Annotated in this window: 10 protein-coding genes and 1 pseudogene; 4 read left to right on the top strand and 7 right to left on the bottom strand. The window is 31.1% G+C overall.

Annotated features, from left to right (window positions below; translation table 11 throughout):
- Nucleotides 1-61 precede the first annotated feature (61 nt).
- A complete protein-coding gene (locus tag AAGD36_RS00885; protein ID WP_341755534.1) occupies nucleotides 62-826 on the bottom strand; it encodes a MobA/MobL family protein in 765 nt (254 codons plus the stop codon).
- Nucleotides 827-1,432: 606 nt separating this feature from the next.
- On the opposite strand from AAGD36_RS00885, the gene AAGD36_RS00880 reads away from it, so the two are divergent.
- From AAGD36_RS00880 to AAGD36_RS00870, 3 genes are all read left to right on the top strand, one after another.
- Entirely contained in the window at nucleotides 1,433-3,529 is a 2,097-nt protein-coding gene (locus AAGD36_RS00880; protein ID WP_341755533.1) for a tetratricopeptide repeat protein, read from the top strand.
- Nucleotides 3,530-3,774: 245 nt separating this feature from the next.
- Nucleotides 3,775-9,705, top strand: coding sequence for an NACHT and WD40 repeat domain-containing protein (locus AAGD36_RS00875; RefSeq protein WP_341755532.1), 5,931 nt, complete (start codon nucleotides 3,775-3,777; stop codon nucleotides 9,703-9,705).
- Between the two features lie 228 nt (nucleotides 9,706-9,933).
- Entirely contained in the window at nucleotides 9,934-11,742 is a 1,809-nt protein-coding gene (locus AAGD36_RS00870) for an AAA family ATPase (protein WP_341755531.1), read from the top strand.
- 36 nt (nucleotides 11,743-11,778) lie between these two features.
- On the opposite strand, the gene AAGD36_RS00865 is transcribed toward AAGD36_RS00870, so the two are convergent.
- The 5 genes from AAGD36_RS00865 to AAGD36_RS00845 form a co-directional block, all read right to left on the bottom strand.
- The gene (locus AAGD36_RS00865; RefSeq protein WP_341755530.1) at nucleotides 11,779-12,675 is read right to left on the bottom strand and encodes a hypothetical protein; all 897 of its coding nucleotides are present in this window, start codon (nucleotides 12,673-12,675) and stop codon (nucleotides 11,779-11,781) included.
- A 552-nt stretch (nucleotides 12,676-13,227) separates the two neighbouring features.
- Nucleotides 13,228-13,557 (bottom strand): hypothetical protein, encoded by a 330-nt coding sequence (locus tag AAGD36_RS00860; protein ID WP_341755529.1) that lies wholly within the window; start codon nucleotides 13,555-13,557, stop codon nucleotides 13,228-13,230.
- Between the two features lie 299 nt (nucleotides 13,558-13,856).
- Nucleotides 13,857-14,840: a MobA/MobL family protein gene (locus AAGD36_RS00855; protein WP_341755528.1), complete on the bottom strand. Its 984-nt coding sequence runs from the start codon at nucleotides 14,838-14,840 to the stop codon at nucleotides 13,857-13,859.
- Between the two features lie 1,230 nt (nucleotides 14,841-16,070).
- Complete coding sequence (locus AAGD36_RS00850; RefSeq protein ID WP_341755527.1) at nucleotides 16,071-17,003, bottom strand: hypothetical protein; 933 nt, start codon at nucleotides 17,001-17,003, stop codon at nucleotides 16,071-16,073.
- Between the two features lie 225 nt (nucleotides 17,004-17,228).
- A complete protein-coding gene (locus AAGD36_RS00845; protein WP_341755526.1) occupies nucleotides 17,229-18,881 on the bottom strand; it encodes a biotin--[acetyl-CoA-carboxylase] ligase in 1,653 nt (550 codons plus the stop codon).
- Nucleotides 18,882-19,245: 364 nt separating this feature from the next.
- On the opposite strand from AAGD36_RS00845, the pseudogene AAGD36_RS00840 reads away from it, so the two are divergent.
- A pseudogene (locus AAGD36_RS00840) lies at nucleotides 19,246-19,819 on the top strand (IS6 family transposase); the annotation flags it as partial.
- 295 nt (nucleotides 19,820-20,114) lie between these two features.
- Here the strand turns inward: AAGD36_RS00840 and AAGD36_RS00835 are convergent.
- A complete protein-coding gene (locus AAGD36_RS00835) occupies nucleotides 20,115-20,900 on the bottom strand; it encodes a BPL-N domain-containing protein (protein ID WP_341755525.1) in 786 nt (261 codons plus the stop codon).
- Nucleotides 20,901-20,918: the final 18 nt, after the last annotated feature.

Below are 20,918 nucleotides of genomic sequence, written 5' to 3'. Positions count from 1 at the left end.
ATCTCTCTTAAACGTTGCTGAAATCCTTGTTTATCCGCTTGCCATGACTCAATATCTACAGCTAACGTATCGGCGCTATAGCAATTTCTTCCTTAGTAAAAACTGGCTTGTTAATTGATAATTTCTGAAAAACTAATTCTATATCTTCTCTAATCTTTGCGGCATTTTCTTTTAGTATTTGTATATTTGTTAATTTTAGCTTCGAGTCTTTTATATACCACGCTGTTCCTTCATGGATAGTCGGTATTAAATCAATTCCTCTTGCTTTATGTGATAAATGCGATACCTTAGCTAAATGACCATATTTTTCTAAATATTGGTTGATGAAATAGGCTACATTTTCCCGATAATAATATAAAAAATTTCTTCTTCCCCATTCACGTCCTTTCTCACCAAAAATTATTTCGCCATTTTCTAAACGTAGTAGTTTTCTAGTAGTCATCTGAATGTGAACATGAGGATTATTTGGATTGTCATAATGAATGTTTATATCTGCTACCATGCCATGGCTAACTAGACACTTCAAAGCAAATTGTTCGATAAGCTCAATATTCTGCTGTAGGGTTAATTCTTTCGGTAAAGCTATGATCAGCTTCCTAGCTGTTTCAGCATTTTTTCTTGTTTCGTTACTTTCTGTTCTGTTCCATAATTCTTGTCTATCATATACCCAACTAGGAGCATCATTTGGAGCTAGAATTATGCTATGAGCGGAGTCCTTTTCTACTGGTAAAATTATAGGTAATAGTACGTTTTTCTCCTGTTTTACGGTCAGTTGTAATAAGCTGCAATTTACTTCTTGAAATATAGGCACTTGCTGCAACTGCATTGTGTCCTTTGCTTCTTTGTACTTCTGATTTATTACAGTGATATATTGCCATTGCTATTACCGCTATAAGCTGTAAGTTTTGGGTAATAGCAATGACAAAAACTGAATCTTTGAGCGCAGGCAAACTAGGTTTACCTAGTTTGCCCAAGTGCGGGTAGAGGGATTCCAAAAGCAAATGCTAAAACTTTGTGCGTAAATAAATCAGTTTATTTTTTGTGGTAAGGTTGATATAGGCAGCAAAAACTCCCTTCCTAGAATGGTCAGGGTGTAGGTGGGGGAATGGAAAAAAGACAGTAAAAAAGAAGAAGAATGGTATATTTGGTGTTAGAAAAATCACAATTGAAACAAAATAATAAAAATTAATTATTTTATTAAAATTAGTTATAGAGAATATATAAAAGTACTGTTATTATTTTAATAAAACTTGCCAGTAACTTAAACATTAACTTGAATAAGGCTATAGATGCGAGCGATTATCTTACTAATTTATTTGGAAGTAAAGATTTTAACTATATATGTAATTCTGACCAAAGCCTATTACAGGAATTATTGTGAATACTAAGATAATTATGATCATAAACTTATTAAACAACAAGGAGTAAAATTATGAAAAATGAAATTCGTAACTTGCTTACGCAAGCTGACTCTGAAAAACAACAAGGAAATATTGAAGTAGCAACAAAGACTTTAGACGAAGCTAAAAATCTTCTTCAAAATGTGGCTGGGATACAGAAATCTAATAGAAATGATACCTCAGGAGATACAAAAGAAATCATATATTTACATAAATACGGTAACATATTGTATGGAATCGAAGAATATGAGCAATCTTTAAAGTATTATAAAGAAATTGCTGAAAAACAACTTAAGCCTAAAGTGAATATATATAAAGCTCTAGGAGATTGTTTACGTAAACTTACTAGGTATGATGAGGCACTTGAACAATATGATAAAGGTCTTAAAGCATATAAAAATGATAGGTCAGCAAGTTCAGAGGATAAAGCTGCTGTTTACAATAGCATTGGACTAACTTACGTGGTTAAAGCACAAAATGAGGAGGCTCTTAAAGCTTTTGAAGATGCAATTAACGCTAGAACTAAAAACCCCAATCCTCTATATTATTGTAATAAAGGAAGCATACTTCTAAGTATTACAGGTAGAAAAGAAGAAGGTCTAAACTGCTTTAACGAAGCAGTTACATTAGTTAACAAAGGTAAAATAGAAGGATTAACTAAGCAGAACATTACTTATATCACAGAGATTTTAGCTTCTTACATAGAACTAGAAAATAAAGTTAAAGGAATACAAACAAAATTTGGGGGAATACAAAGCAAAGCAGATGCTGAACAATTGCACGAACTTCAAGAAAAATATAACAAGCTTCAAGAAAATCATAATGAGCTAGTAGAAATTGTCAAAAATAATACGTTAAAGCAAGAAGATCATAATGAATTAGTTGAAGCACGCAATATGGAATTGACCGAAAAAATGAATAAGGTAGCAACAAATGTACAATTATTAGATGAAGGTTTACAAGTAGTAGTGGAAGGATTACAAGTAGCAACGGAAAACATAGTAGAGATTAAAGAACAATTAATTAGTTTTGTAACAAAAGATGAGTTTGAGAAATTAAAATCAACTTCCACTGAAATTACCAACTTATTTGATAATAAGCTTGAAATAATTATAACAGAGCTGGATGGACAAAAGAAGATGATAGTTCATATTGACGATACTTTAACCAAAGCTAATGTAGGTACTGAGGTGGAAATTAAGGAAAAATTTGAGTTATTAGAAAAAGAATATGGTTCAGAGGTGTGCGAATATGCTACTAAGTTTTACTGTACTTTAAGCGATTGCTTACTTGCATATAAATTGATAAGCACTGGTTTAATAAAAGGAAAGGGAGACGATTATAGTTCAATAATAAAAAAGATATCTGACGGCTTAGGTTTAGCTGGCAAGTTTTTTCCACCACTTGGAATTGCAGGAGGAGGAATAGGTGTTATAAATGGTTTTTATGAAAAATATACTGAAGTTAAGTTAATTCGGACGGCAAAAAAAGTAGCTGATAGTATATCTGGTTTTATCCTTCCAAAAGATTTAGATATGGCACTAGCAAGTTCAGCAATTGACATTGCTAAAATTAAAGCTTCAAACGTAATATTATCTAAAGAAAAAAAGCCTGAAGGAATTGATAAAGCAAAAGAATGGTTAAGTAAGGTATTAGACAAACTAGAATTAAAAATTACTAAAATACCGAGTGTATCAAAAAACGAGGTAAGTAAGATGGTTTTGGAAGATGTAGTGCTATTTATTTATAGTATCGTTAAATCTGATGACCAACTTGTGGGAAATAATGAAGATGTTAATATATTAGGTCAGAAAATAGTGGCTCAGTTTAAAAATGACGTTGGAATTAAACAGTTATTAAACGAACTATACAACAAGGCTAATCCTAACGCTGAAACAACAAAACAGGTTCATTTTTTAAATGAAGTGGTTTACGACAACCCTTTATTAAATAATTTAGGGTTAATGAAAGATGTAAGCAAATTATGGGGAGGTAACTTTAATGAGGTGTTAAAGTTAAGTAAGGAATTAAATCCATATTTAATAGAAGAGGCAATAGAAAATAACGACCCTTTTATTGTATTAGGTGGTTTACTAAGTTTAGCAGATAATAGTAGTGAATGTATTTGAGTAGAATCCTTGCTGAATAAGAGAGGGATTCTATTGAGTCTCGCTTTCAAAAGATGTGGGTATATGATTTTGCAAAAGTCAGGATTTGATCTGATAGATACTGTAAATTCACCCTCTGATTGTCAGTTAAGTTTTGACTGTCAGATGAATATTCAAGTGTACTAATCAAATACGAATACTGTTACAATTTTAATAAAAATATAAAGACTTTCATATAAATTAACTACTATAGCTGGGGTACGAATATGTCTAAAGAACAAATGCAAGAAGTTGTTCCAGTACTAGTAGGAGGGAAAATAACAACTATAAATGAAGTAAAAACTACTTTAGATTCAAAAGATATAAGTAATGAAAAGAAATTTAATCTGCTGGAACAAGTACCAAGTGCTCCATCCCTAGATAAGTATGAGAGACTGGATTTAGGAATAAAATACCTAAATAATTTAAAGAATCCTAAGGCTGAAAAGTATATATCTGATTCAAATAGGATCATGAGAGAGTTGCATAACGCTTTTCAGGGAGACGAATTATATAAACCATGGGTATGTTATTTTGATGTATCATGTAAGGTTGAAGCAGAATCTATAAAAGGAGCAGAACGTAACATATTCATAAGTGGTATAAGTATACTAGTACAAGAATTGCTATTTGAGAATGAAAATGACCAAATAGACTGGCGAATAGCAAAGAAAATGCTTGAAGTAGGCGATATCTTGTTTGAAGAAGATGCAATAGATATTTTACAAGAAGATTTATTTAAGCCAATTAAAGCCGAAATAGAAAAAGCAATTGAGTTTCTTTTATGGAAAGACCCAAACATTGCTGTTGATAGTACTAAGCTAACTACTGATGTACTAAAAACCCTAAAAAATCATTTTAGTGATCAGAATAAATTTAATCAACTGAAGGAAGCAATTTTAACTAGCAGATTTGATAAAGAGGAGTTTAATTTACCTAGTACAGTGATTATGGGTGAAGATGGTGGTATGTATTTGCTGTTAAATAACCTAAGTAATAATGAACAAGTTATTAAAGAAGTTGCTAGCAGTGATTACCTAAAAGATAAGTTACAAGGAAGAAAACAACAGATTACAATTGGTAAAGGTGGTTTTGGTACAGTAAGGTTTGCTTTAAGCTTATTTGATGCTAAATCCAAGCCTAGTGATTTGATTTGTATCAAAAAGACTAAAAGTATTAACTCTCTAGAGCCATCTTATGAACAAATTATTGACACAACCCTTAGAGATTATTTTACCAGTGATGTAGCAGATATAATATATGCACCAAGTGTTTTTGATATGGCGTTGGTTACTGATAGAAATGTAGGGCAGAATCATCGTAAAGGATATTTGATGATGGAAGTGCTACCACAAAATACAGCAACTAAAGTGTTTGCAAATCCAAACTACCAAAAGTGGGAATATCAAAAACCTTATCTATTAGATGTGTTTCAAAAAACACAAGATTTATTAGGGCAGAATGTTGCAATGACAGATCTAAAGGCAGATAATACTCTTTATGATACAGATATAAGGAAGGCGACAATCATTGATCTTGGTGGAATAGTTAAAATTGACAAAGAAGAAGAGAAAACAAAATTTAATATCCGTAAATATTCCTTTCAACACACAAAAGAGTTTAGTGCTCCAGAATTACAACAAAACAAAGGAATTATTGATATTGAGAAAGCCTTGTCATTTGCTTGCGGTAAAATTATAGAAGGTATTATACAAGGTGGCACAGATGTTAGTAAAGAGGAGGTTAAAAAGTTAAGTAGCGGTTTAACAAATCTAGACCCAAAGCAAAGGATTTCAATCGCAGATGCCATAGTACAAATAAAAGCAGTTGGTGATGACAATTATAAAAAAAATATTATTTTTACCCACTATATCAATAAAATCAAAGAACGACTTAAAAGTAATAAATCATCGATAAGTATTAATGAAGATATAGAAAACTTAATAAGTGATATAGAGGTAAGAAAGTTAGTCAGCAATCAAAATATAGAAAATACTGAAAATTTATACATAGAACTTTATAGTACCGGACTTGATCCATATAGGTATGCCAAGTTAAAAACCGATATTTTATCCAGTAAAATAGATAGTTTTTGGGGCAGTCAAAAAGAGGTAATGTTACTGCTTGGCGTAGCTGGTGCTGGTAAAAGTATCACTCTACAATTAAAGTTTATTGAGGCAGTAAAAAACTGGAAGATTGGTGACCCACTTCCAATATATTTTAATTTGGCTAGTAATATTGATTTAGTTAAAATCATAGATTCTATTAATAATGCACTAGGTACTAATCTTAAACTTAATGTTCTTCAAAATGCCCATTTGTATATTGATAGTTTTGACGAAGGATTAGGAATTGCTACTAGTCGTGAAGTATTAATTAAGGATTATATTAAAAAGTTAGAAAATCCTAAAATATTAATTTCTTGTAGAACAGACTACTTACCAAGTAATAATGATTATAATTGGTTTATGCCTGAGTCAAAGCAACTTGAAGTTTGTTATATTGCTCCTATTAATTATAGTGATGAACAAAAATTAGAAGACTATGTAAGCCAATATGTTAAATATGTTGATAAGTGTAACAATGATCCAGCTCATGATGAAAAATATTATTTAGATAGAATTGCTAAATTAAAAATGGAGCCAATGATTGATACTGGTTTTATGTTTACAATTGTGATGCAAACAATACCTTCAATACATATACCTTCAACGGAAGAAAAACCTATTACCAGACAAGATATTTATGATGAATATCTTAAAATTCAGCAAGGCACGCGAGTAAAAGAACTACACAAAAATCAACAAGACGAAATGGTCAAATTATTGCTAGACCTTAATATAGACCATAAAAAAACCCCTCAGGAACTAGAATTAAATCAACTGTTAAAAGAGCTAGGTAAATACATAGCTATGCAGCTACATTTACCAAATGAATTTAAGATTAAAGATGACAGTGAGTTATTTAAGGCTTTTGGATATGAAGAATCAACTTTATTCACGCAACAAGCATTATATCATATACTAAAGCTTCTGCCGCTAAAAATTGAAACTAAAACTTCAGGGTCTAAAGTTCAAATAAAGCAAGAAGTAGAAATAGGATTTGCCCATGTTATATTTAAAAATTATTATTTATTTGAAGCAATCAAAGATGAAATTGCAAGATCAAAGAAAAGTGAAATACTTAGTAATAAAAGCATAGTTAATGATGTTGAATTAATCAAATTAATAGCAGATGACTTGGTTTATAACAAAGAATTACAAATTTTTTTAAGGGAATCCATTGATGTAACTAAGCAAGACAAATCTGTTAAAGCAGTGACTTTAGCCGCCAATAGCATAACATTACTTGTAGCATCACAATATTCATTTTCTGAAGAAGATTTAAGTAATATATCTATCAAAGGAGCAAATATCAGAAATGGGATTTTTCAATATGTAGATTTTAGCAATGCGGATTTAACTGAAGTTAATTTAACTAATACAAATCTAGTAGGTGCTAAGTTTATTGGTACTAATATGACAGATATTAAGTTATCAATACATCCTGATTTAGAGCATAATGCTCCTGTATACTGTTTAAGTTATTCCCCTGATGGTAAATATCTTGCTTCAGGTTCTAATGATAAAATAGTAAGAATATGGGATGCTAAGAATGGTGAGTTACTCCAAAATCTAGAAGGACACACTTGGTACATCAAGTGTATAAGATATTCCCCTGACGGCAAATATCTTGCCTCAGGTTCTACTGATAACACAGTAAAAATATGGAATGCTAAGGATGGTAGGTTACTCCAAAATCTAGAAGGACATACACGCTATGGTGTAGAGTATATAAGCTATTCCCATGATGGAAAACAGCTTGCCTCAGGTTCTTGTTATATGAACCCCATATTAGAAATATGGAATGTTGAGAATCCTGAGAATGATAAGAATGATAGATTAGTCCAAAATCTAAAGGGACATACGTGTATAAGCTATTCCCCTGATGGCAAATATTTTGCTTCGGGTTCTTTGGATAAAACAGTAATAATATGGGACATCGAGAATAGTAAATTATCCCAAACTTTAACAGGACACACCAGTGGTGTCAAATGTATAAGCTATTCCCCTGACGGCAAGTATCTTGCCTCAAGTGAAGCTCACACTATAAAAATATGGGATGTTGAGGATGGTAGTAGGTTACTCTATAATCTAAATGAACAGACCAATGTAGTTCGTGATATAAGGTATTCCCCTGATGGTCAATACCTTGCCGTCTCAAGTGTGATATATAACACAGTAAAAATATGGAATGCTACAAATGGTAAGTTACTCCACAATTTAGAAAAACACACGTATGTTGTCACGTGTATAAGCTATTCCCCCGATGGTCAATGCCTTGCCTCAGGTTTTCAGGATAACATAGTAAAAATATGGGATGCTAAAAATGGTAGATTACTCAAAACTTTAATAACACACCTAGGCAGGGTCGAGTGTATCAGCTATTCCCCTGATGGCAAATATCTTGCTTCAGGTTATTCGGATATACCAAGAGTAAAGATATGGAATATCAAGGATTATATGTTACTCCAAAATATAGCAGGACACAGCACCAATGTGATCAGGTGTCTAAGCTATTCCCCTGATGGCAAATATCTTGCCTCAGGTTCTGAGGATTGTACAGTAAAAATATGGAATGTTGAGGATGGTAGGTTACTCAAAGATTTCAAAGAACACACCAATATTGTATACTGTCTAAGTTATTCCCCTGATGGTAAATATCTTGCTTCAGGTTCTTATGATAAAACAGTAAAGATATGGGATGTTGAAAATAGTAGATTACTCAAAGAGAACAGAGAACACCCCGACATTGTTGAGTGTATAAGCTATTCCCCTGATGGTCAATACCTTGCTTCAGGTTCTCAGGATCACATAGTAAAAATATGGGATATTAAAAATGGTAGGTTACAAAATTTAAAGGGACATGCTTGGAGTATCAAGTGTATAAGCTATTCCCCTGATGGGCAGTATCTTGCTTCAGGTTCTTATGACCACACAGTAAAAATATGGAATGCTACAAATGGTAAGTTACTCTATAATCTAAAAAAACATACCTATGCTGTTGAGTGTATAAGCTATTCTCATGATGGTAAATATCTTACCTCATGTTCTTGTGATAAAACAGTAAGAATATGGAATGCTACAAATGGTAAGTTACTCAAAACTCTAGAGGGATACTCCAATGGTCCTCAGCGTGTAAGCTATTCCCCTGATGGTCAATACCTTGCTTTATGTTCTAATGACAATACAGTAAAAGTATGGTATATTAAGGATTGGTATGGTGTTAAATTTTTTAGTTTACTAAAAAATCTAGAAGAATCCACTACTAGTGGTAGGTGTCTAAGCTATTCCCCTGATGGTCAATACCTTGCCTCAGGTTCTTCGGCAATAAAAATATGGGATATTAAAAATGGTAGGTTACTTAAACATCTAACAGGACACATTGCTGAAATCAGTTGTATAAGCTATTCTCCTGATGGTCAATACCTTGCCTCAGGTTCTGATGATGCAACATTAAAGATATGGGAGAAAAGAACCAATCCACAATCAAAGAAAGTTGTATGGCATCTAATAAAAGAAATATCAGCATCTGAATCTCCTTTATTAGTAGAGGATGTAACTATTGAAAACACTGTTATATCCACTAAAAACCAAAGAATTTTTGAGCAAAAAGGAGCTAAAGTGGCTGATAATGTAATAGGTAGTCGAGAGAATAAAGCAGTTAACCTTAACAAAGCTAATGCTTCCAAAAAAATTAATAATAAAAAGCCACATACTTTCTTAGAAAAAAAATTAGATGCTGCTGCTAAACAAAAAGCATTAAAGTTAGTAAAAGTTAAAAGTAAGTTTATAAAAGAACCTATTAAAGTAGATATTTCAACTCAAAATGATTATACATCAGTTAATGTACTAGAGGGCATTAAGTATGATAATCCATTACTTAATAACTCGGTATTACTTAAGAAACTTGCTAGTAACTTAAACATTAACATAAATAAGGCTATAGACGCGAGCGATTATCTCACTAATTTATTTGGAAGTAAAGATTTTAACTACATATGTAATTCTGACCAAAACTTGTTACAGGAATTATTGGGGAATTATTGTGAATATTAAGGTAATTATGATCATAAACTTATTAAACAACAAGGATTAAAATTATGAAGTATAAAGAAAAAATTCTTGAGTTTAAATTACCTAATAGACTCCTAATTTTCCAAAATTAGATTTGACTTCAATATTGATAAAAAATAGTATGATTAGCAGAAATTTTACTAATATCTATTAGTGGATAATAAAACAGGTGTATAATGATATTATAGTCAATAGAAACTCGTAAAAACAATGACAGAGAAAAAGAGCAAAAATAATATTAATTATCAACCAAAGATGTTAGTGGGTAGTGATGACTTCTATGATCTGCTAATTAATAGCGATATATTCGTTGATAAAAGTTTAATGATCAAGGAATTATTAGAAGATAGCGGTAAAGTCACCCTAATTACTCGACCAAGACGTTGGGGTAAGAGCTTGAACATGGATATGATTAGGAGATTCTTAGAAATCGAAATAGATGGACAGGGAAATCCATTAGCACTAGAGTATCAGAACAATATCAAATTGTTTGTTGGTGGAAAAGTAGATTCAGGCTTTGGTGAGACTAAAACACTGAAACCGTTAAAAATTGCTAATATAACAAATGCTATGAAGCGTCAAGGTCAATTTCCTATTATTTCCATAAATTTTAAGGACGTTAAAGGTAGTAGTTATCAAGAAATTGAGAGTGGGATAAGGATAAATGTTAAAAATGCTTATGACCATCATAAATATCTAGAAAGTAGTGATAAACTTAGTGTAGAAGAAAAAAAGAATTTTCAAGATTATTTAACAGGTACAGATAAGGTAGAATTAGTGCAGTTGAAAATTAGTTTAGCTTTCTTAAGTAAACTACTGTTTAAGCACTTTAATCAAAAAGTTTATATATTGATCGATGAGTATGATACACCGATTAATAGTTCATATATTAAATTTGGTGATAAATCAGAAGAATTTGAACAAGTACTTGAACTATTTCGTGGCATATTTGGTAGTAGTCTAAAAACTAATCCTTACTTAGAAAAAGGCATAATTACTGGCATATTACGGGTTGCTAAAGCTAATTTGTTCTCAGACTTGAATAATGTTACTGAATATACCTTACTTGATGATGATTTCTCTAAGTTCTATGGTTTCACTCAAGCAGAGGTAGATGATTTGCTTACAAAAGTACCGCTTGACACTAATACTGAACAAATTAAGGATTGGTATAATGGTTATACATTTGGTGGAGAGGTAATTTACAATCCGTGGTCAATAATGCAATGTTTAGCACATAAAGGTAAGCTTGATTATTATTGGCTAGATAGTGGAGGCACAGGTCTTGTGGATAAAGCATTATTGTCAGACGAAATGCAGGAAGATTTACAGATCTTAGCTGCTGGAAAAAGTATTGTCTCACCTATTACTAAACAAATTAGTTTTGCTGATATTAACAAACCAGTAGGATTGCTCAGTTTATTACTGTTCAGCGGTTATTTAAACCCTACAGTTCAAAATTCAGAAGAAAATATATATGAATTGTCAGCACCAAATCGAGAAGTAAGATATATATATAAAGCAAGGATGCTCCAATGGGTTACTAGTCAGTTAAAAATTGATAGTTCTAGATATTACTCTTTTATCAGTTTATTAGCAGCAGGTAAAATAGAAGAATTTAAAGAACGGTTACAAGAATTGTTGGTAAATTCTACCAGTTTTTATCAAACGGGAGAAAAGAAGGCAGAGTTATTTTATAGTGGCTTTATGCTAGGACTTGTTAATATATTATCACCTAGCTACATAATAGCAAGTGAACAGGAGTCAGGAAGTGGAAGAGCTGATATTATCATGATTCCAAAATCTAGTAAAGGAGATAAGGCAATTATTATTGAGTATAAGATAGCCAAAAATGCAGAAGATTTAGCCTTGGTAGCCCAAATGGGATTAAAACAGATCATAGATAAGCAATACGATGTAAAAATAAGACAGTATCAATATGTTAAGCAAATACTAAAAATCTGCATGGCTTTTTGTGGTAAAAATATGGATTTACAATATCAGGTGACAGAACGCTAATTATTGCAATTATATTAATTAATATTAATATAATTGTCATTTAATAAATTCCTGAGAGCGATAATGTGTTATGAGCATTTTTATTTCAATTTTGGTTCTGAAATTGTCCACTACGCCCCGCCATTCGGTACAAGTTGTCGTTTTTTCAAAAATATCGAACGGGAAACGTAGGGAGGTCTCAAGTTTTTTGCCCCTTAGTTTGAGGTTCTGAAATACGAAATTTATCATTTTGCGTTTTTGAGGGCTTTCAGAACCTTTGAAGGTTTCATAGGCTTCAGAAGCTAGAGTTATTAGCATTGTAGCCGTATCAGTAAATTTATCGTCTGCTTCCTCATAAACTTTAAGTAAACGAGCAATTTCATATTGACGATCTTTTAATTGTTGTTTCTTTGCTTGGAATTCTTCTTTGCTTAGTTCGCTGCTTAATCTTAAATCAATTAATGAATTTAGTTTATTTTCATTTTCTGTATGTTCTTTCTTTAAAGCAGCTGTTGCTTGCCCATGTTCATCTTTCTTTAGCTCATTTGTGTTTTTTAAATAGGCTAGAGTCTCTTTTAGCATTTCCGGGTCTCTTATACCTATTCTTTTAAAAACCTCTTCTATTTGCTTTAAAACCTCATCTTCTCTTATATATATTTTCTTGTCTAGGTTATGTGGATCCCAAGTAGCTAAATATGTCCATTCATCCACTTTACCGTTTGTATATGTTTTACTATGAATTTCAGATGTTACCATTTTGCCAGTTACTGCACAGGTGATTAATCCTCTAAAGAGAAAATCTTTCCCACCATATTTGAATGGCTTCTTCTTCCAACCTAAACGTACATCTTTACATGCCATAAAAATCTCTCTTGTTATAATAGGTTGATAACCATGTGACCACATCTCTCCTTTTACTCTCATCTCACCGTAATAAAATGGTTGTTGGATCATTCGATGCACTACTGTTTTATTGACGTAGCAATTGTTTTTGCTCCCTTGTTGAAACACGAACTAAAATTATTGATTTTGTTGCTTTGTCTGGCATATTTTTTCCTTAGATAATAAATTTTGCTTTAATTAGAAAGTAGTATCTACTCAAAGAGCAGAGATATATCAAACACCGCACAAGTCAAGTTGAGTTTGCATTAAATTATCCAAGTAACCTCAGTATTAGAGCCAAGTGTCACATTTTTTTATCATTAATAATTTTTGGTTATTGTAAAAATAATTGTTTTAACTCGTAGCAAGAGTAACTTTATCAAGTGGTTTATCATAGATATCCATATTTATTATTTTAAGGCTATTACACGGCTTTTTAGTATCATTATGGTAGGGGGGCCTAGTTTTTGAATTATTACGCTCTAAGTCTAAATATGGGCCTTTTTATTTATATGGGTTTGCTTTAAAATAGATAAGTTAAAAACTTAACCGAATGCCACTGTTTACATCAATCCCCTTATTGATATTCTGTATCAGATATGATACAGATGAATATTTTTAAAATTATACCCCCTGTTTTTTGTTGTAGCTTTCTAGGGTCTCAGTTAACAGCTCTTCTACTTGATAACTAATATTTTCATTGTCAAAATCTGTGAAATCTATTATTATCTTGCTTGTAATTTTATTATTAGACTCTAGAAGTCCCACCAGTGTTATTGCTCCATTGTCAGTAATATTGTTATAGCTAAGGTCTATTTGGCTGATGCTTCTATTAGTTTCCAAAGCTTTAACAAGTTGGACAATCCCAACATCACCAATAATATTATTATTAAGACATATTTTCTTTATAGTGTTATTATTTTTTAGATATCTTGCTAGTATTATTGCTACCAATATCCACTTGCTTTATAATTTCATTATTTGTTAGAAGTCCTGCCAGTATATCCGTCCCTTCATCACCAATATCATTACCTCTAAGACTTATTTGCTTTATGGTTTTATCATTTTCTAGAAATTCAGCTTTGTTGAATCATTTTGTTGTTAATTTTTGACATTGCTCGTCATACAATTAATCCCTGTTTTTTGTGTTTGGGAAATAGACACTGAGGTTAGATTTAAAAATTTTCCGATCTTTGTTCTAACCTCGGTGCTTAACACTACACCACGTAGTATTATCTTCACACATATCTTTATTAATCCGAGAAGTACACCTTTTTGCTCACAATTAGTGATTTTTTTGTAAAATTTATTATAGCAGTGTTGAACTGGAGACAGTGGCTAAAATTGTTAAATTCTTCTACCGTACTAGTTGTGCTAGATACCTCACTATCTTGCTTACTACCATCTGCTAAAATAGTTAAATCTTGGACAGAACTTTCCTTAACATTTTCTGTTGTTAAATCTTCTACTACTAATTGTTTACTTATCTCTCTTAATTCTAGATTTGCTTTAATCTTTGCGGCATTTTCTTTTAGTATTTGTATATTAGTTAATTTTAGCTTCGAGTCTTTTATATACCACGCTGTTCCTTCATGGATAGTCGGTATTAAATCAATTCCTCTTGCTTTATGCGATAAATGCGATACTTTAGCTAAATGACCATATTTTTCTAAATATTGGTTGATGAAATAGGCTACATTTTCCCGATAATAATATAAAAAATTTCTTCTTCCCCATTCACGCCCTTTCTCACCAAAAATTACTTCGCCATTTTCTAAACGTAGTAGTTTTCTAGTAGTCATCTGAATGTGAACATGAGGATTATTTGGATTGTCATAATGAATGTTTATATCTGCTATCATGCCATGGCTAACTAGGCACTCAGAAGCAAAGTGTTCGGTAAGTTCAGTATTCTGTTGTTGAGTTAATTCCTTTGGTAAGGCTATGGTCAGCTTTCTAGCGGTTTCAGCATTTTTTCTTGTTTCGCTACTTTCTGCTCTATTCCATAATTCTTGTCTATCATACACCCAACTAGGAGAACCCTCTAGAGCTAGAATTACGCTATGAATAAGTCCTTTCTTGCTGTTAAAATTATAGGTAATAGTGCGTTTTTCTCCTGTTTTACGGTCAGTTGTAAAAAACTGCAATTTACTTCTTGAAATATAGCTACTTGCTGCAACTGCATTTTGTCCTTTGCTTCTTCGTACTTCTGATTTATTACAGTGATATATTGCCATTGCTATTACCGCTATAAGCTGTAAGTTTTTGGGTAATAGCAATCACCAATAAAAAAACTGAATCTTTGAGTGCAGGCAAACTAGGTTTACCTAGTTTGCCCAAGTGCGGGTGCAAGGAAAACAAATGCTAAAACCTAACTTGTAACTACCTAGTTTATTTTATTGGCAAGCTTCATATAGGCAGCAGAATCTCCCTGATAGGTTTAGGTAGGGTGGGTGGGAATAGAAGAAAGGGTATTAAAAAAAGAAAATGGTTTATCTAAAAAATAGCTATAGGTAGAAAATATGAGTTAGGTGTAAAAAAAGAACGGTATAAATTTAAGAAAAAGTAGCTATAATTTTATTGAACTGGTAGTAAGTTAAAAATATTACAAATTACTTTATTAAAAGTAAGCTTTTTGTAATAATAACTCAAACGTGAAAATTGGTTAGAAAATTTAATAAAAATACTTCTTTGTTTAAAAAGGCAAAAAATTACAGATATATTGGAAATATTTAATGTTTTTGTAATAATATAAAACTGCTTGACAAGGTAGATTGAACTTGTACAAGACTGCTTTTGAGTTGGTTATTTTAGATTTTGTACCTGAAATTTGGTAAAGTAACGCGAGTTGCCAATTAATTATACAGGTAAACCCTTATTTAAAGCACTTTACAAGTAAGAGTTGTAGTTAAAATGTTCGTTAAAATTAGCTATATTTTAAAATATAGCTAATTTTGAGCCTTTTTATGCTATAAGTTACCTTCAAAGGCTTGATAAAATTCAGCTTTGTGGTTAGCAATTAATTGGCAATTCACGTTAAAGTAAATAGTCAATCCTTCAAAAGTCTAAAAACACAACATCTACTATATTTAAATGCAAAAGGTGTCATTCCCGCGAAGGCAGGAATCTATAATACCTCAGGGCTTTTTGGAAACCATTTTAGATTCCCGCCTTTAGCTAGGAATGACAGGCATTGTTCTATGATTAGACTTAAAAATTTTGAAAATCCATAAGGTTTTGAACAAAATTAAGGTAAAAATCTTATGGATTTTGATGTGATTTTTGACCACGAACATGTATTATCTCTTATGTCTACAGCCTTTTTGACGGATCGACTATTTAGAATTAGCATTACATTATAACTTACCACTAGCGACCTCTGATAACTTACTAAAGCGTGCTAGTCAAGCTAGAGGAATTGTTATTATATAAACTGATAAATTACATGTTTTAAGGCTATTATTAATTTAATTAAGGTTATGAATTTTCTTAATCATACGCTTATCAATGTTATCAAAATAGCTACTTTCAATAAAAAGCTGTCCGTCCTCTAAGTTCATTTGTTTATGAGTTTGTGCGAACAAAGTAGCACCATATTTTCTTGCAGGATAGTCAATATTTAAGGCCTGCTGTTTATTAAAACGGGAATCAACTCCCATAAAGCGTAAAATAAAAGCGGCTCTTTTTGCCAAAGGTCCATCTTTAAGACGAGAGCTTCTATGAATTACATTTTTATTGAACAAGACTACATCTCCCACTTCATAATCCTCTTCAATCTTATGAGTTTCTAAAATGTCCAATATAGCGGAAGAATTTAAAAAACCATGTCTAAGGGCATAATAATCTTCTAAGCTTGTTTTTACTCCCTTTTCTTCCTTCTTTTCAAGGGTCGATACGATTGCAGGTTCAATCTTTTCATAAATAACTTTTCCACAAATAATGCTTTGTGATACATAAGCCATTCCTCCAGCTTGTTTTTCTACGTAAATTGAGTTAAGTGGTATCCATATAGTGCAACCAAAGTTTTCTAGTTTTTGTATGGCAAACGTTTGTGTTCCCACATGCCAAGGAAAACCCGAACTCTTGTTTTTTTCAATCTCAACAGCCATATCAAAAGCAAAAAACAATTCCTGCCCTGTAATAGTTAATAGAGTTTCTTGGAAAAATGATTGAGATATTAATTGATACATCTTATCTTTTTGCTGTGTTAGCTCGTATCTCATTCTACTGACAAAATCTTTGAAATGGCTATCCTGCATTTCAGATTCTGCTCTTTCTTGTAGAAATGATATAGCATTATCGTTTAAAAATTTGCTTAACTTAACAAAACCATGTTGTTTAAAGTGTTCAACATGGTGATTTTGCAATTTAAAATCCTTGTTATCAAAGTGATTTAACATAGTTTAGCCCTGTAAAATTTATAAGATAAAACAGATTATTATTGAGACTAAATCTCAACTACTTTAATAGTCATATGTTACCCTACCTAATCAGCTATCAGTTATTAGATAACAAGCCTTCTATCAAGAGTTTGCTTCCTATAGAACTTGTAGATAATTATATATTGTCGGTAAACATTTTTAGCTCAGAAGTTCACATAATCCTTTACAGATTATATTACTAGACTACATATATACTGAATCGTTGTAATCAATACTTATTTTACCATTAATTACTTCATGAATTGAATCAGAATCAATCAATAAACTTCCTACATCGCCTAATCCAATTAATTTACCTATTAAGTTAGTTTTTGTATCTTCATCAAATACTTTAACTACAGTGTTAAAAAATGCTAAATTACTTTCTATATCAGCCTTACTATATTCATATCCATATTGACTAGCAGTAGTAATATTTAAATATAAGTTTTTTTCTAAGAGTAAAAATATTTCTTCTACAGAAAGGTTAGACTCAGAATTAACTGCTATTTTTAAAGAAGTAATAGGTTGATTTACCTCCTTTAAAGATTCTTCATCCTGATTAATATTAATTCCTATTCCGATAAGACATATTTTATGGTTATTATAATCTAAAATTTCGGTTAAAATTCCTGATACTTTTTTTCCTTGCACTTGTACATCATTTTGCCACTTAATTTTTATTTCTTGAGTTACACCACATTCTTTAAGTGTATTTAATACACTTAAAGCCGTAATTTGGTCTAATTGTAAATCATTGAGTTTATTTGGATGGGGTAATAAAAAAGTAGCTAAAATACTTTGTTTTTTTGGAGAAATCCAATCACCAGAAATCCCTATACCTTTGTTTTGATAATCTGCAACTACTACCTTCCAATCATTTTGTATTAAATTAAGATGATTTTTAGCATATACCTGAGTTGAATCTATAGTGTCAAAGTGTATTTTACTTATTAATTTTTCTAATACGGATGTATTTGAAAGAGCTTGTTCTATTTCTTTGCCCCGTAAAATTCTACCATTAAAAAAACTTTTTTCTTCTCCCGTATTTTTAATAGTTAGTAATAATTCTCCTTCATTTCCTATACCTTTTATAAATCCTACAATATACCGATCGGATGAGTCAGATGTGGTATCAAAAATTATAGGTAAATTATCAAATTTTTCTAAGTGTTGTTCAATAGGTACTTTAAATATCTTAAAATTGTTGATAATTAAAGAATTAATATTTGTTTCAAAAATATTGGATAGTTTGTAAATAACTTCTTTTAAATCATAATTTTTTCCTGTTTCTATTTTCATAGAAGTAGCAGGTTGTAATATATTAGATAAATGTTTGTACTCAGAATTTACATTAATCCCTATACCAGTTAATACAGATATAAAACCTCCTCTATCTTCATTTGTGCATTCGCTTAAAATTCCGCTTACTTTTTTTTGATTTATTAGGATATCATTTGTCCACTTTAAACTGCATTTGATATCATAACTTTCTAAAACTTGAGTAACTGATAATCCTACGATTGGGGGTATATATAAAACCATCGTGCTAACTTCCTGTTTTAAAAAAAAGCAATAAGTAGCATATACATTAAGACCATATGGTGATTCCCATTTTCTATCGTGCTGTCCTATTCCACTAGATTGTCCATTTGATGTATATAAGTACCACTGATCAGGAACAGGAATAAGATTGTTAACTTGCTCGCGAGCTAAAAGTTGAGTAGAAGGAATTAAGTCATAATGATAATTTATAAGTTTGGTTCTAGAATTTAATACAGTTTCTGATTGACTATATGTAATCATAGTATTTTGTGTTATGCTTTTCTCTTGGAGTAGCCCTGCTTGATTTTTCATAAAATTATCTATTTTTAATTAGGTTGATTTATAATCATACAAATTATAAATCAACTGATCTTAAGGTTGTTGATATATGAATGGTAAAATTAAGAAACCTCTTTATTTTACTTTATATAAAGTAAGGTATATTTTTTAATTTGCAAAGTATTTTTTATAGAAAATAACGTAGATATTAAGTTTAGTGGCAAATATACAATAAACTTATACGCAATTACTGGTTTGCATCTGTTTTAAATGGTAGAAAAGTAGGTTAAATAAAAGATGTATCTATGCCATTTCATATTGCTTTAACAAACTGGTTTAAAGAAGGTTTTATTTTTACCATAGTTCACTACCAACAGTTTGTTTATGTTATTACATAATGCTTAGCATTTTGTTTGGTGCTTCAGAGTTGCTAAAATATTTTAAAGAATTTTGTTCTTCACCAAAAATAATTATGTTATTGTGTACATGAAGCAATTATCAGGGGTGAGAAAATAGAGCATGCTACTCTACAAAGGTGGGTAATTAAGTTCAAAAAATTAATAGACATGCGAGTTAGAAAATACAAGAAACCTGTTGGTAATAGCTGGCGAATGGATGAAACATACATTAAAGTAAATGGTGAATGGATATACCTTTATAGAGCAGTTGATTCATTAGGAGCTACTATAGACTTTTTACTACGTAAATACCGAGATAAAGCAGCGGTCAAAGCATTTTTTCGTAAAGTATTTAAATATAATGGTCGTCCTGATAAAGTAGTAATTGATAAAAGTGGTAGTAATATCTCAGCTTTAAACAGCATTAATAAAGACGTACCAAACGACCAACAGATTCAAATTTTGCAAAATAAGTATCTGAATAATATAGTTGAATAAGACCACCGCTGTATCAAGAAACGAACTAAACCAATGCTTGGTTTTAAAAGTTTTCGTTCTGCTGCTATTATACTCTTCTGCTTCTACGAATTGTTTTTTGAAAATATCATGGATTCGCATGCTCACGTACTATATGTACGCCTAGCACCTCGATTTGGTAATGCCTGCTACTATCATGATTTTGATTCTATCGTCTATCAACTTTTCATTTACAAGCAGTATGCTATCACTGGTATAGAAAATATTCATATAATTCAAAAAAGACAAATTACTGGAGCTAATAATAATTTTTTTACTTTTGAGAATTTTGTTATGCTCATGGCAATAATGTCCAAAATCTGAGGTTTTACGACTTTTGCTAAACCACGATTTACAAATGAACCTTATATCGTGTACTAAGCCCTAAATATTTAAAAATAACACCCGCGAATTTAATTTTATCAAATTCACTTTGTTCTAATTCAGATACAATTTGAGCATGAAATTTATCATTCATATTTAATAACTTTGAAGAATACTCAAAGTGTACGGCAGATAAAATTACATTTCCCTTATTATATTTGATTTTTAAAACTGCTGGTAGAACTGACTGGTCTAGAAATTGATAGTACGCAAGAGTGTTTATATTTTTATATAATTGAGTATCTACAAAATAAGGACCTCCATTATAATAAATCATAATTTTTTTAGATAAAAAATTATCGTCTATAGCTAACTTAATTAATGCTGCACGTACACCACTATTATCGTCATAATTGTATTTTGCAAGGACAGGACCGATAGTTTTGTTAGGAAAAAATGCTAATTCTCTTTCTCCTAGGATTTCTAAAGAACCATCTTTATCAAATTCTACGAATCCTGAACCGTAATAAGCCCCGGCACAAATACCTAAATAATTACCTCCAATTTCTACATAATCTTTTATAGCTTTATTTCCTTTTCCATTAAGTTGTTTAGTATAATATAAATCCCTCCCTCCGGGTATTATTAATAGAGCAGCTTGATTTGACCATTTGTTTTCTATAATTTCTGCGGCACTAATGAAATGTATTTTATAGTTGGGTAAAACAATTTGCTTTAATGTATACATAGTGTGCTTAATAGATTCGATAGACACTCCTAAATCATTATATAAATATATGATATTCTTCTTCATTCTATAAATATAATTAGT

This window comes from Candidatus Tisiphia endosymbiont of Ptychoptera albimana, assembly GCF_964026605.1.
In the GTDB taxonomy this organism is placed as follows: domain Bacteria; phylum Pseudomonadota; class Alphaproteobacteria; order Rickettsiales; family Rickettsiaceae; genus Tisiphia.
Note: the sequence above shows the minus strand (reverse complement) of the source record. Positions and strands in the feature narration are given on the sequence as shown.

What these genes read in the sequence shown, in the direction of transcription:
- AAGD36_RS00845 (WP_341755526.1), bottom strand. Translation starts at nt 18,881, where the DNA reads ATGAAAAATCAAGCAGGGCTACTCCAAGAGAAAAGCATAACACAAAAT.
- AAGD36_RS00850 (WP_341755527.1), bottom strand. Translation starts at nt 17,003, where the DNA reads ATGTTAAATCACTTTGATAACAAGGATTTTAAATTGCAAAATCACCAT.
- AAGD36_RS00865 (WP_341755530.1), bottom strand. Translation starts at nt 12,675, where the DNA reads ATGATCCAACAACCATTTTATTACGGTGAGATGAGAGTAAAAGGAGAG.
- AAGD36_RS00880 (WP_341755533.1), top strand. Translation starts at nt 1,433, where the DNA reads ATGAAAAATGAAATTCGTAACTTGCTTACGCAAGCTGACTCTGAAAAA.
- AAGD36_RS00870 (WP_341755531.1), top strand. Translation starts at nt 9,934, where the DNA reads ATGACAGAGAAAAAGAGCAAAAATAATATTAATTATCAACCAAAGATG.
- AAGD36_RS00835 (WP_341755525.1), bottom strand. Translation starts at nt 20,900, where the DNA reads ATGAAGAAGAATATCATATATTTATATAATGATTTAGGAGTGTCTATC.
- AAGD36_RS00875 (WP_341755532.1), top strand. Translation starts at nt 3,775, where the DNA reads ATGTCTAAAGAACAAATGCAAGAAGTTGTTCCAGTACTAGTAGGAGGG.
- AAGD36_RS00855 (WP_341755528.1), bottom strand. Translation starts at nt 14,840, where the DNA reads ATGGCAATATATCACTGTAATAAATCAGAAGTACGAAGAAGCAAAGGA.
- AAGD36_RS00885 (WP_341755534.1), bottom strand. Translation starts at nt 826, where the DNA reads ATGCAGTTGCAGCAAGTGCCTATATTTCAAGAAGTAAATTGCAGCTTA.